The organism is Acinetobacter sp. UBA6526 (assembly GCF_002434875.1).
GTDB classification, from domain to species: Bacteria; Pseudomonadota; Gammaproteobacteria; order Pseudomonadales; family Moraxellaceae; genus Acinetobacter; species Acinetobacter venetianus.
In genome coordinates this window covers 1-13755 of sequence record NZ_DJLC01000080.1, presented here as the reverse complement: position 1 = coordinate 13755, position 13755 = coordinate 1, and the positions used below count along the sequence as shown (strand labels likewise).

Here is a 13755-nt window from a genome sequence, read left to right as displayed (position 1 = left end):
TTGATCGTGGTTTTTTAACTGATTTACAGCCGAACTCTAAAGAAGAGGCAATCTTCGAAAGTATTATTCACCTTGCTGCAAAGTTGGGTCTCGTTGTGACGGCTGAGGGCGTAGAAACGCAACAGCAAGCAGATATATTGACAAGTTTGGGCTGTAATCAATTACAAGGCTATCTACTCGGTATTCCTGTCAATGTGGAAAGTTTAGTATTGAATCAACATCATCATTTTGCTTAATCAAGTAATTATCTCAAAAAAAAAGGTTGCTGAGTTGATAAATCACCAGCAACCTTTTTTATTTATTTTAGCTTTTTGATTAGTCTGAGCGTTTAGCTAACCATTCCGACACGACAGGCCAAACAGTTTGCGGTGCTTGGCTACCTGAAACCAAGCCCATATGACCACCTGGAACGATTTTAAATTCTTTATCTTCACTGCTGATCAAGCTCATTAATGGTCTAACGGCCTCAGTTGTGACGATGATGTCGGTATCGCCACCGATTGCGAGTACAGAGCAATCAATATCTTTGAAATAAGCGGTTTGCTCTCCGAACTTGACTACACCCGTTGAGAGTTCATTATCAATCCAGAATCTTAGAATGATGTCACGCATCACACCACCGGGGTAAGCCAGCATATTGTCTACAAATGAACTTGATGTCGCATGGTTAATGACAAATTGGCGATCGTTGAGGTTCTTCAATAAAACCCAATAGTTTTTAAAGTTACCAATTGGATCCGTAAGTTTAAAACCAAGAGTATTCTGCCATCCATGAATGTGGAAAAAACGGCTAGGAACTTGGCGAATCCTAAAATTGGTATTTGTCCGAACCCATTGTGCAGGCGTATTCAGGCGTTGATATAGCTTGCCGATATATCCTGATTTATGTGTATTGATCGGAGAGGCGAGGATCATTAAGTTTTTAATATTTTTATCTTTAAACAATGATGTATAGCATAGTGAAATTGCGCCACCTAAGCTCCAACCATATAAAGATAGCTGTTGCTGACCGCTATGTTCACGAATCTGCTGAAGAAAATCAGGCATGAAGATTTTGATGTATGTCCCAAAGTTATATTTGGCTTGGCGTAGACTTGGTGTTCCCCAGTCAATCATATAAACATCAAAGCCCTGAGCGAGAAAAAAACGGATTAGACTGCGATCTGGAAATAAATCAAAGACTAAAGTATTTGCTGCAAGAGGCGGAATAATGACAAGTGGAACGCGATATTTGGAGCTGCTGTTTTCATTTTCTGTTTTGTAGTGACGCAAGCTAATAATTTCACGTTGGTAAATCACGTCATACGGTGTTTGCCCTGAAAGTGCCAGTTGGTGACCACGTAGAACACGGTCAGTTGCATTTGAGAGAATATGGCGTGTTTGCTGACCAGCACGACTATTTAAGATTTTTTTAGCAGTAAGTGAGTTAAGCAAAGCTTGTTTAACTTTTGGCAATTGAGTCATCGAACAAAAACTCTGAGGTTGCTATGTTAGTAGCGGCATATTAGAAGAAAAAAGGCATAAGCTCAGTGACTCAGATGCTTAACTTCTTTTCCAAAATGATCAATTATCGCGATTTTGAGTTTTTCTTTCGGTTTTCATAATACTTGGTTGAATGTGTGCATGGCATGAGAAACTTGTAAAAATAAAATATATGATATTGCATATATATGGATATTCAAATATAAATATATAAAAATTTATCTAGTAAGACCATCATGTCAAATACAGAATCTATCAAAATTTATCATAACCCTGCCTGTGGTACATCACGTAATACGTTGGGGCTAATTCGTAATACAGGTGTAGAGCCGACAGTTATTGAGTATCTGCAAACGCCACCGTCTAAAGCAGAGCTTATTCAAATGATTCAAGATGCTGATTTGTCTGTGCGAGCTGCTATTCGTTGCAATGTTGATCCTTATCGTGATTTGAATTTAGCGCAAGAAGACTGGTCAGATGAGCAACTGATTGATTTTATGTTGCAGTATCCAATTTTGATCAATCGCCCATTTGTCGTGACTTCAGTTGGAACACGTTTATGCCGACCATCTGAAATCGTATTGGATATTTTGCCGATTGCTCAACAAGGGGCATTCACCAAAGAAGATGGTGAGCAAGTGGTTGATGAAAATGGGCAGCGTATTCAATAAAAAATGTATTAAAAAATAAGAGGCTTGATATGGATCAGGTGAGTTTTTTTAAATGTTTGGCTGATGAAACACGTCTCAGTATTGTCACCTTAGTGACTGAAAATAAAGAACTGTGCGTTTGTGATTTAACTGAAAAATTGCAACTCAGCCAACCAAAAATTTCGCGTCATCTTGCGCTATTGCGTTCTTCTGGATTATTGCAAGATCGTCGTCAAGGGCAGTGGGTTTACTACAGTCTTTCGGCTCAATTACCTGCATGGTGTTACGAGATATTAAATGTCCTCGTACAGCATTCACCAAATCATTTAGCCACTTTGCCAGCATGTTCGACGCAAAGCTATTGTGAGTAATACATTATGAAATTTCTGTTTTTATGTACAGGCAACAGTTGTCGTAGCATTTTATCTGAAGTGTTATTCAATAGCCGAGCACCAGAAGGCTGGAAGGCATATAGCGCAGGCAGTAAACCTTCTGGGCAAGTCCATCCGTTAACGATTGAGACATTAGTAAGTTTAGGTCTTTCTACTGATGACTTGTGGAGCAAAACGATAGATGATTGTGAGCAATATCAGCCTGATGTGGTGATTACTGTTTGTGATTCAGCAGCACAAGAAGCCTGCCCTTTATATCTCGGTGGAGCAATTAAAGCACATTGGGGATTGGCTGATCCTTCACATCTTGATGTTCCTAAAGATGAAAAGCTACAAGCATTCCGCGTGACGGTTGATCATATTAATCGTCGTTTAGATGCACTGTTTGACTTAAATACTGCTGCCATGACGCGAGCAGAATTGATCAATGCAATCAATCAAATTTCTCACATCGATTAAGCGGACACAGATATGGCTAAATCAGGTTTATCCTTTTTAGATCGAAACCTTACGCTGTGGATTTTTATCGCGATGGGTTTAGGTGTAGCAATTGGCGTATTTTTTCCTCAGGCATCTATTGCACTTGATCAGATGAGTTATGACTCGGTCAATCTTCCAATTGCGATTGGACTGATTTTAATGATGTATCCACCGCTGGCGAAAGTTGACTATGCGACTTTGCCAGAAGTGTTTAAAGATAAAAAAACACTAACTTTATCTTTGGTACAAAACTGGATTATTGCCCCTGTATTGATGTTCATATTGGCCATCGTATTTCTACACAATTATCCAGAATATATGACAGGGTTAATCTTAATCGGGTTAGCGCGTTGTATTGCGATGGTATTGGTATGGAATGGCTTAGCATGTGGCGATAACCAATATGTGGCGGCTCTTGTTGCATTCAATAGTATTTTCCAGATTCTGTTTTTTAGTACCTATGCTTGGTTATTCCTGACTTTTTTACCGCCATACTTTGGTATTGCTGGGCAAGTTATTCAAGTCGATTTTTGGACTATTACCCATGCGGTGTTGGTGTATTTAGGTATTCCATTTTTCCTTGGATTTATCACACGGTTTGTGTTGGTAAGCGCAAAAGGAGCGGAATGGTATCAAACTCAATTCTTACCGAAAATTAGCCCATTAAGCTTAGTCGCATTACTTTTCACTATCGTTGCAATGTTTAGTCTTAAAGGGGCTGATGTAGTAAACCTGCCGATGGATGTGCTACGTATTGCGATTCCATTGACGATTTACTTTGTGGTGATGTTCTTTATTAGCTTTTTTATGAGTAAGTCGATGGGAAATAATTATCCACGAACAACGGCGATATCTTTTACGGCTGCTGGGAATAATTTTGAGTTGGCACTTGCTGTTGCGATTGCAACATTTGGCTTGGCTTCGCCTGTGGCATTCACAACAGTCATAGGTCCTTTGGTTGAAGTACCTGTGCTGATTGCATTAGTTTCCGTTTCGCTTTGGTTAAAAAAGAAGTATTTTGCACATGAACACAATTGATTCTAATCTGCCAAATTTGGATGTAGCGCTTCTAGCAAAACCTGCATTTAAACAAATTCAGGCGGTAGAGCTTGATCATCCACCTCGTATTTTATTGCTTTATGGTTCTAATCGAGAGAGATCATACAGTCGTTTGGCTGTGTTGGAAGCCGGACGTATTTTGCAATATCTAGGTGCTGAAGTGAAAATCTTTCACCCGAAAGGATTGCCATTGCCTGAAGATGCAGATTTAGAACATCCAAAAGTCAAAGAGTTACATGAATTATTGGCGTGGTCTGAAGGCATGGTGTGGTGTTCGCCAGAACGTCATGGTTCGATGAGTTCAATTTTTAAGTCACAAATCGATTGGATTCCTTTGGCTGGCGGTGCAATTCGTGCAACGCAAGGAAAGACCTTGGCACTTATGCAGGTGAGTGGTGGTTCGCAGTCGTTTAATAGCGTGAATCAAATGCGTATTTTAGGACGTTGGATGCGGATGATTACCATCCCAAATCAGTCGTCAATTCCAAAAGCATTTTTAGAGTTTGAGGAGGATGGACGAATGAAACCATCTTCTTATTACGATCGAATCGTTGATGTGATGGAAGAGCTGTATAAATTTACTTTGTTGACGCGTGGGCAAAGCCAGTATTTTACTGATCGCTATTCGGAGCGCAAAGAATCCGCCGAGGAACTGTCCAAGCGTGTCAATCAGCGTAGTTTGTAAATATCACTGTGAATGGTTCAATGATGATTATTGAGCCATTTTTAAAAAAGCGGAAATATTAAGTTAGGATTTCCGCTTTTATTTTGTATTTCTCAGCTTTAGAGCTTTTCTCTGACCCAGCCATAAGCTGCTGCAAATGGCAGTGCAGTTCTCGCCAAATACGGCACATGCCACAAGCCGCCGTGATTAGCATTTTCCATGATCAGTTCGAGTGGATGGTCGAGTGGTCTTTCTGGATTTGCGGCACTTTCAGGATTATTTAAATCATGTATCCACAATGCAGCCATGATTGCATTGGTTGTTTCAGGACTAAATGTTTCCACATTAAATAAATCAGCGCCTGAAAAAGCAGCCTTCAGAATAGGATTCTTCGTGACGGAATGGGTTGTCGTTGATGGTGCGATATTAATCACCGCCTTTTGACCACGGGCACGCGCAGTAATTGCAAACCATTGTTGTAATCTTTTCGCAAGGGCATAGTTCGGTCCTTGCTCGATCACCATACAATCTGATATCCCGTATTGTTGTCCATTATCAGAGGCAATTAATTGTTCTAAATTGGCTTTAAAGAAGTTGGTGAGAGAAATTTTGTGAATAGATTTGGTCAGGACTTTCTCAAGCAAAGGGCGTTGTTTAACTTTTTGCTCAATTGATTGCACCACCGATTTTGGAATCGCATAGATATCGGTTGGGGTCAGCATAAACATGATGCTGCTATCTGGTTTTTGCTGGCTTACCTGTTCCATGATACTAATCATGGCGATAGATACACGAACATGCTTTTCACCATCTAAATAGGCAATACCCGCGAGGTCTAGTGTTTCACTAAATGTATTTAGCCAGTTGGCAACTTCTGGGGTTTGGGTGAGCAAATTTGCCCCTAGCGTTTGTCCGCCATCGGCAGTTTGGGTTTGTGGTGCAATTAAGGTTGCATTGCCTTGCTTCACCACATTGGTGATTTTTTCCCAAATCGCAGTTTGTGGTAGATCAATTGCGATGATATTCGCACGCCATTTTGCTAGCCAACTTAAAGGACCTGCTTCTGAACCCGCACCAAACAGCACCATTGTCCGTTTAGATAAATCAAACCATTCAGGATGTTGTTGCAATACACGTAAAGCCTGAGCATGGCTTGGTTCGATAACTTGTTGCTTTTCCCATAAATCAATTTGTTTTAATAGTTCAGCACCTTGTAATTTTTTCCCATGATAAGGAATGTACCAAGGTTCTATTTCTGGATTGCCAGTACCTTGTAAGATAAAGTTTTCAAAAGGCTGTTCTTTGATATTTTGCATTGCATGATTTAATGCATCGCTGTTGCCATCACGATTGAAGCTAAATAATGCTTTGGCTGTATCCAGTCCATGTTGTGCAATTCGAGTCGGATTCTGAACAGACTGAATTCCTGCTTCAACCAATTCCTGAAAATAGACAGGATAGTTTTTGCGCCAGTTTTTTTCTGCAATCAGTTTTGATACATAAGGTGAATCTACACTTCGTAGTGCTGAGGTCAGAATTTGTTTAGCAGTGTGAGTTGTACTTGGTGTTTTCTTTCCTGATGGAATTGGAAACTGTATACCATGATGATCAGATTGTGTTTTCTTGCTCAATTCATTACTCCACTGCATTTTCTATTCGTCATGTTCTACATCTTAGTAATTTGCAGGGAGAAAGGAGATGGCAAAAAGTTTATTAATCTCGCTAAACTGATATTTAATTGAAACTAGATATAAATTCCCTTTGTGTAAAAGTTAAATGCCTAATCAATCGTATTAGGCATTTAACAAATGGCATTGGATTAGTTTGCTGTATCTAAGCTTGAGCTTGATACTCATTAATTACTTCAAGTGCTGCTCGGAAGGCTTCTTGAGTTGCTGGCGCGCCACAATAAGGCAAGCTATGTAACAGTACCTCCTGAATTTCCTCAACACTCGCACCGTTGTTTAATGCGCCACGAATATGACCTTTCAACTCAGTTGGGCTTTTCAACGCCGTTAAAAATGCAATGGTGATGAGAGAGCGATATTTACGTGGTAATACACCTTCACGTTGCCATGTAGAACCCCAAGCATGTTCATTGATCCAGTCTTGTAAGGGCTGGGTAAACGGAACAGTATTGTCTTGTGCACGTTTTACGAATGTCTCGCCCATAACTTCGGTACGTACTTTCAATCCATTTTCATAATCTTGTTGTGACATCATTTTTCTCGTATAGGTTAAAGGGAAGTCGTTTATAAACTGTGCTTTATAGTATCAAATGATTGTATTCGCGAAAGAGGTGGATCTGACTGAGGTGTTTGATTCGAGATCAGCTTCGTTTTAGACAGGTTTCAATCCAGATTTAAGTGATCTAACGTCAATAGATTATCTAGCTCGAATGATATCGAGTACGGTCTGTCATTTAGATTAGAGTTAATAAATAAGGCGTCATAGTCCAGTGTGCCTAATTCGTGCTGTAAGTGCTGTTCTGTATCACTTGAAGTTGTAAAAATCTCTAATAAAATGATTAAGTTCTCGGGATCAATCGTAAATTTGATAGAAGCATTTCCACTTGTTGCTTGTTTTAAAACATCTTCTTCAATAAGCAAATTCAATTTATTTCTTAATTCGACTAAGTATTTGCTTTCTTCTACATTCGGTTCAAAAATTGCTGCTTTATTGATGAGCTCCTCATATTTTTGATCATTTATTTTGTCAGTTAAAATTTCAACTTTATACAAATGATTAATTTGATCGGTGTTTGGATCTTCATTTTCCAAAAGGCCCTCGAGTCGAGCAATTGAATGCTCATCAATGGGTCTTATATTTTTACGGTATTCATCAGCAATGATCTTTGCATCCTTGACTGCTTTTTCAGCTCGATATCGTGCTTCAGCGAGGGGATCATTGTCTAATTGTTTGGTTAATTCCTTCGTGTCAGAATCCATCAAGTCCGATGGATTTTCATTGAGTGTGTGATCAACTGTATTGTCTTTTGGTTCAGCGTTGGTTTGATTTATCTTGTCTGTACGACTAGCAGAAACGATATTTTCTTTATGACTTTGAGATGCTTGAGGGAGTGGGATTAAAACTACTTTCATTTCTTTGGGAGTGTCTATTTTTATATAAAGTGCTGATTTTAATATGAATGATAGTAATAGGGCATGAACCAGTATGCTAAAGAGAAACGAACGCTGTGAAATGTTGATTTGTTTTTGAATCCACATGATGTTCTCCTCCTTAGCATTTATTGCACCGATCAGAATAAATAACGTAAGGTCATTCTGAGGTTTCTTCCCTCAGTTGGGTGAATATGCTTGTCATAAATACCCTCACGGTCGCTCGTATTTGGTGAGCATGCTGAATCACTGAGATCTTGGCGAGTACATGATGCATAGTAATATTCGATATCATTGGTTTTTTGGTCAAATACATTGAATAGTTCGAGTTGTGCTAGGAAGTTTTTATTAAACTGATAGCTGCCCTGCAAGTTGACCAAGGTTGATGAATTTGAACGAACTGAATTATCTTCAATCAGAGGGCGTGAGCCAAAGTAACGTAGGCGACCACCAACATTAAATTGACCATTTAGTTTATAAGTAAATCCAGCGGCTATCGTTTTTTCTATCGCACCAGGAATGTGATCTCCTTCAGCACTTTTATTTTTAAACCTTGCTTTTGACCAAGCGACATCTAGATCGATTATCCAAGCATCTGTTGGTTGATAGAATTGTGAAATCTCAATACCTTGTCGTTTACTCGGTCGACTGGCTTCTGTTGTACCTGCATCGCCGATAAAAACCAGCTCTGAATCGGAATCAAGTTGCCATAAAGCGATGGTTGATGTGAGTTCGGGTATAATTTTTGCTCTTAATCCTAACTCTGAGTTGATTGTTCTTACTAATGGTGAAACGGGAAGAGTAGGGCTTAAATAGTTACTATCTCGAGGGTCAATGTTTAAGCGAGTTGTTGTTCCTCTTGCATCATTGCTATGAAAGCCATAGGCATAATTAATGTAATACTCAATATTATCCCATGGTCCTAAGATGATACTCATTTTAGGACTGAAAATATGATCAGTTTTATGACCACTATTTTCTTTATTATCAGAATTTACATCGAAAGAGTAAAAGTCGCCCCGAACGCCTAAAATCGTTTTTAACCAAGGTTGCCATGTCGTTTGATTTTGTCCCCATAAGCCAATAGACCATTGGCGAACATCATCATTTCTGATGGTATTGAAACGCTGCCGATTTTCTGTTTGGTAAAGACCTAGGTTATTAATATAATCATATCTGACAGATGCTCCAAACGAGTTCAAAAGTTCTTTATTTGATAACTCACTCAATAAGCCTTTTTGAAATTTAAGTCCAAGCATGGTTCGCTCTTCTGCCTGTTCAAACTGATCACCACGGATAGGATCATTTAGAAAATAACTAAAATCAGAAAACAGATTTAACTTGTTGTATATGGCATAAGAGGAAAGTGTAGAGTACTTGGTTTTTTCATAATTTTTAGCGTTATACCAAAGCGCAGTACGAGAAGATTTACCCCCATCACTGTTATTTAAGCTATCAAAACGATTAAGTTCGCCATTTTGAATAAGCCGTTCTGGAATTTGATCAGTCGCATCCCATCGTGCTTGATAATGTTGGAAACCGATTGATTGATTTTTATTATGATCACCCATGAAATATTTTAAGAATACATTTTGTTTTGACAGATTTTCAGGATTCACCCATGGTCCGTCACTGTTGATATTTTCAACTGCACCAATTAATTCCCCGTCATTAAGAACTAAGTTTCCAACGGCTAAAAATCTAAGTAAATTGTGATTACCTATAGTTACTTGTGCATAAGGGTTATCTAGAGAATGGATACTCGAAATTTTTGCTGTACCTGCTGATGCAAAATCACCATCATCAATCGACACAGCCCCTTTGTGATATTGAATGGATTCAATCAGTTCTGGAATTAGAAAGTTTAAGTCTGTGTAACCTTGACCATGTGCATGACTCACCATATTAATTGGTTGCTCATCAAACGATGTAGCAAAGTCAGTTCCATGATCTAAGTTAAATCCCCTTAAAAAGTATTGATTTGCCTTACCACTGCCACTGTGCTGAGTCACAATAACCCCGGGAATCGTCTCAAGAACCTCTGCTGGACGTGATAAAGGTCGAGTTTCAATTTGTTCTTTTGATATTGTTCCTTGAGATGAAGTAAATGCCACGCCAAAGGAACTATCAGCATTTGATGATGCTGTGATTTTAATAGTTGGAAGCGTTGATGTCAGTTCACCGCCAGCATGCGTTATTTGGCTCAAATAGAAATGACTACTACTGATCAACAAACAAAACAAAATTCTTTTTTTCATTTTTATTCCATATATTTTATAAATTGTCTTTATTTCTAGAACATAAAAATACGATAAGTTTATGCTTTCAGTTATTTATCGAATTTAGACTCATAGTTGCTTTAACATCTGTTTTAATTTTTGAATATAGGTGGGATTTTGATAGCCTGTTGCATCGCTCCAATTTAATAATTTTTCCGTGCTTGCACGATTGTTGCTGGCGAGAGCAAGGGCCGCATAGACTTCGAAATCATCATTTTCTTTTTGCATATTCCAGTTTTTTGCCGCGATATCTAAGCCTTCATCATATTTTTTGGAGATCCACAAATATTGAGCTTGTTCTCTGAGATGAATGTGATCCTTATGATCAAGCAAGTTTTGAACGCGTTCAGTCAGTTCATGGAGATCATTTTTTGCAAGTGGATCATTCAGTTTTTGTTTGCTTAGGATGATTCGATACAATGCACCATCGTGATAACGATAAGGCGTGAGAATTTTGATTGCGGTTTGATATTCTTGTTGAGCAATATACCAATTAGATTTGGCTAGTGTATTTGGCAAATTATCTACAGTAAGTAGTTGAAGCGATTGGCTAGCGAGAGTTTGATCATTAAATCGAGTGGCGACTTCAAGCATGATATTACCTAACCACTGTTGGTCATTTTTATTCAGTCGTTGCGCTAACTGAAGAAGCTCATCGATTCTCGGTTGGATGTCAGTAATATTCTTTGTCATGGCGTCGACTTGTAGCTGACAACCAACTTGATAAAGTTTTACATCTTGTTGATTTAATTGATTACATAATTTTAGAGATTGATTAAATTGCCCTTGTAATCTGTAGATGTTTGCAAGCTGCAAAATAGCATCGTAATTTTTAGGGTCTTTTTCCAGAATTTTATTTAATAGCGTTTCTGCACGACTAAACTCATGGTTTGCTTGTGCAAGCCGAGTTTGCAGTAATTGATTTTCAATGTCTGAAGGGTTGTGACTCGATTTCATAAGCTCTTCAGCTTGCTCTAGAAAAGCGCCATCACCTTTTGAATATGCTTTTTCTAGCAGCACATTAACAATCTGATTTCTAAGTTCATCGTTGTGATTATTTTTCAATAAGACAGAATAATTTGAATCTTCTGATGTGTCCGATGCGTGTTCATGATGATGCTTTGGATGAGCTAAAGCCGTGCTAAAGTAAAATACCGCAATCGTGGAAATGGTTAGCTGGCGAATTAACATTTATAACTCCCATAAAGACCCTTAGCAAAAAATTGCCAAGGGCCTTCATCTTAAAATTTCACTGAAACAGGCTCTGCTTTGTTATCTATTGGAGATTCTGAAATCTCGGTAAGACTTTTAGGTTCAGCCTGTTCAAAGTTTCTTTGAGGTTGATTGGTCAATGACAACGTCTCTTTTAGTACGGGGTCATTTTTAGATTGGTTGTTATTATTCGGCTTGGAATTATTATCATCACCGCCACATCCACTTAATCCGATACCAACCATGAACAACAAAATAAATTTTCTCATGGTGACTACTCCTCATTATTTACTAGCTGTATTGAATGGAGAGCCAGCGACTGGAGTATTTAAGTACGGGAATGTTGTGCCAAACTGTTGAGGTGATTGTAATGCGCCATCTGTAAAGCCAATGCCTCCGGCTTTAGCATCAGTTGCTTTACAGCCAACCGCAGTATTTACCCCATCAACTGTGCAAAGTAATCCCATTGCAACTCTCAGTTCGATATCCACGACATCATCGCCAGGTCGACGACCATTTGGGAATCCAGCCGCATCACCACCAATAACACCCAATCGATTTTGCTGATCTTTTGTTGCAGCACCAATCGCTGTATTCAGACGTAGCATCTCAGATGCTTTGACATTCTTCGGTTGGTTTAAGCCAGGAATGCCGAGCAGGAATGCATTAACTAAATCTGTTCTTGGGAAATTTGTTGGCGCAACAACAGCACCACCTGTTGCATCTTTAAATAGAACTTCTATGAGGGTTGGTAGAGTAGGGTTGGTTACATAGTCTGCAAATTGGCCATCATTTACAGGCTTACTCGCATTGAATTTATCTTTATCTTTAAGACCAATCACGACTTCATTGACCAAAGGCATACCTAAACGTGAAACTTGTGTCCAAGCGCCACCAACTTTGCTTGCACTGGTGAGATTGCTTTCAGGATTTGGGTTCAACAAGGTGGCTTGAGGCAGACTTGCCGTGGTCCAAGCTCCGATGACTGTGTCGTTAGATGCGACTAAACAAGATTGAGGGACTTCCAAAGCAATTGTTGTGACATTTTTATTCGCAATGGTATTCAATCCTTGATCTTCTGCATTTACTCCCGAAGGCGCGAGTTGAGTCGCAGGAATTTTAATATTTACCAGATCAAAGACCTCACCTAAGTTAACGGCAAAAGGATCTTGGCGTTGACCGACAAAAACTTTACCCGAGCCACAACTTCCAAAGTTAATGTTTTGAACAAAGCTGTTGGCATAGCTTTGATAGTTTGGAATTGATTTTGCACCAACGTTATCGAATGGTTTTTTGAAAGAGCCGAGAACGCTTCGATCTCCTTTGCGGCGATCACCTTTGATCATTGTAACGGTGTATGTTTCAGCGGTATTTTGTGCTGAACTACTATCATTGGTAATTTTGCCAATATTTGATAATGGAACGGAGATATTTTTACCACCAACAGGGACTTGTAAGTCTTTTAACTCCTGATCAAATTTGAATTGAAATGTGATGTCCTCTTGCGCATCACCATTATTATCGATATGTATTTCATACAAGGCTTTCGGATCTAATGAAAAGTAATTAGGTCCTCCGTAAGCATCCTGTAAAGGTTGATAGTTGGCGAGTATGGTCACGAAATTACTACGGTTAGGTTCGTAACTTTTGAACATATAGAAATCGGTTGCATCGACTTTTGGCATTTTAGTGATTGATGGTGCTTCACGATGACTGGAAGCAGACGCGGCTACACTAAAACTACTCAGCATAATTGCTAGAAGTAGACGAGAGTCCATTTTGTATCTCCTTGATATTTTTAAATCTTTGTAGTTTCATTTTTTGTTTTTAGCCTTATAGTTTTCTTGAGTTGCTTGATCAAAATAAGACTCTGATTATTTATACGGCTTAAAGAGTGAAGTTTTTGTGATCGACTTCAAAGAATTGATTTTGAGCATGGTCATATTGAATTGCTTAATATTTATGTGCCCTAAAAGTGTTGCGTAACAATTACATCTGATGGAACGCTAATTTGTCTTCGCACATGTCTTACTTTGTGGATAAATCAAGACATATCAACAATCACAAACCTATCTGAGAAATCTGCTACAATTACGCCAATTTTTAATTCCCACTTTTTTCAGTTTTGGTACATATTTAGAAATGTGTACATAACTGTGTACATATTGAAGATTTTCCCTATGTTTAAAGAGCAATTAGCTAAAGAAGTAGCGTCTCGTAGGACTTTTGCCATCATTTCCCACCCCGATGCGGGTAAAACCACAATGACAGAAAAACTGTTGTTATGGGGCAAGGCAATTCAGGTTGCGGGTATGGTAAAAAGCCGTAAATCTGATCGTTCTGCGACATCCGACAGGATGGAAATGGAAAAAGAACGTGGTATCTCGATTACGACATCGGTGATGCAGTTCCCTTATA

15 protein-coding genes are annotated in these 13755 nt (G+C 38.8%); 7 read left to right on the top strand and 8 right to left on the bottom strand.

Features of this window, described 5'->3' with window-relative positions; genetic code table 11:
• Window positions 1-236, top strand: a 236-nt coding sequence (locus tag B4237_RS05245) for an EAL domain-containing protein (protein ID WP_286942005.1), incomplete at its 5' end; no start/stop codon positions are given.
• Between the two features lie 79 nt (window positions 237-315).
• On the opposite strand, the gene B4237_RS05240 is transcribed toward B4237_RS05245, so the two are convergent.
• A complete protein-coding gene (locus tag B4237_RS05240; RefSeq protein ID WP_061518828.1) occupies window positions 316-1464 on the bottom strand; it encodes an alpha/beta fold hydrolase in 1149 nt (382 codons plus the stop codon).
• Between the two features lie 254 nt (window positions 1465-1718).
• Here B4237_RS05240 and arsC point away from each other — a divergent pair, with 254 nt between their 5' ends.
• From arsC to arsH, 5 genes are read left to right on the top strand one after another with little or no spacing between them, the layout of a single operon-like run.
• Complete coding sequence (gene arsC / locus B4237_RS05235; RefSeq protein WP_023013531.1) at window positions 1719-2153, top strand: arsenate reductase (glutaredoxin); 435 nt, start codon at window positions 1719-1721, stop codon at window positions 2151-2153.
• Window positions 2154-2182: 29 nt separating this feature from the next.
• Window positions 2183-2503: a metalloregulator ArsR/SmtB family transcription factor gene (locus tag B4237_RS05230; RefSeq protein ID WP_061392045.1), complete on the top strand. Its 321-nt coding sequence runs from the start codon at window positions 2183-2185 to the stop codon at window positions 2501-2503.
• A gap of 6 nt (window positions 2504-2509) precedes the next feature.
• Window positions 2510-2983: an arsenate reductase ArsC gene (locus tag B4237_RS05225; RefSeq protein ID WP_061396879.1), complete on the top strand. Its 474-nt coding sequence runs from the start codon at window positions 2510-2512 to the stop codon at window positions 2981-2983.
• A gap of 12 nt (window positions 2984-2995) precedes the next feature.
• Window positions 2996-4042 (top strand): ACR3 family arsenite efflux transporter, encoded by a 1047-nt coding sequence (arsB, locus tag B4237_RS05220; RefSeq protein ID WP_286942000.1) that lies wholly within the window; start codon window positions 2996-2998, stop codon window positions 4040-4042.
• Complete coding sequence (gene arsH / locus B4237_RS05215) at window positions 4029-4748, top strand: arsenical resistance protein ArsH (protein WP_023013528.1); 720 nt, start codon at window positions 4029-4031, stop codon at window positions 4746-4748. Before arsB ends, arsH begins: the two co-directional genes overlap by 14 nt.
• A 98-nt stretch (window positions 4749-4846) precedes the next feature.
• Here arsH and B4237_RS05210 read toward each other — a convergent pair whose 3' ends face one another.
• The 7 genes from B4237_RS05210 to B4237_RS05180 form a co-directional block, all read right to left on the bottom strand.
• Window positions 4847-6358, bottom strand: a complete 1512-nt coding sequence (locus B4237_RS05210; protein WP_286941998.1) for a hypothetical protein — start codon at window positions 6356-6358, stop codon at window positions 4847-4849.
• Between the two features lie 202 nt (window positions 6359-6560).
• The gene (locus tag B4237_RS05205) at window positions 6561-6947 is read right to left on the bottom strand and encodes a carboxymuconolactone decarboxylase family protein (RefSeq protein ID WP_019385213.1); all 387 of its coding nucleotides are present in this window, start codon (window positions 6945-6947) and stop codon (window positions 6561-6563) included.
• Between the two features lie 131 nt (window positions 6948-7078).
• Window positions 7079-7954 carry a hypothetical protein gene (locus B4237_RS05200; protein ID WP_286941996.1) on the bottom strand — a complete coding sequence of 292 codons (876 nt, stop codon included), beginning with the start codon at window positions 7952-7954 and terminating at the stop codon, window positions 7079-7081.
• Window positions 7955-7986: 32 nt separating this feature from the next.
• A complete protein-coding gene (locus B4237_RS05195; RefSeq protein WP_286941994.1) occupies window positions 7987-10104 on the bottom strand; it encodes a TonB-dependent receptor in 2118 nt (705 codons plus the stop codon).
• Between the two features lie 90 nt (window positions 10105-10194).
• On the bottom strand, window positions 10195-11316 hold the full coding sequence (locus B4237_RS05190) for a tetratricopeptide repeat protein (protein WP_286941992.1): 1122 nt from the start codon (window positions 11314-11316) through the stop codon (window positions 10195-10197).
• A gap of 50 nt (window positions 11317-11366) precedes the next feature.
• Window positions 11367-11606 carry a hypothetical protein gene (locus tag B4237_RS05185; protein ID WP_061396884.1) on the bottom strand — a complete coding sequence of 80 codons (240 nt, stop codon included), beginning with the start codon at window positions 11604-11606 and terminating at the stop codon, window positions 11367-11369.
• 15 nt (window positions 11607-11621) lie between these two features.
• The gene (locus B4237_RS05180; RefSeq protein WP_286941989.1) at window positions 11622-13115 is read right to left on the bottom strand and encodes a DUF4331 domain-containing protein; all 1494 of its coding nucleotides are present in this window, start codon (window positions 13113-13115) and stop codon (window positions 11622-11624) included.
• Window positions 13116-13517: 402 nt separating this feature from the next.
• On the opposite strand from B4237_RS05180, the gene B4237_RS05175 reads away from it, so the two are divergent.
• The coding region (locus tag B4237_RS05175) for a GTP-binding protein (protein WP_286942007.1) at window positions 13518-13755 on the top strand (238 nt) is incomplete at its 3' end.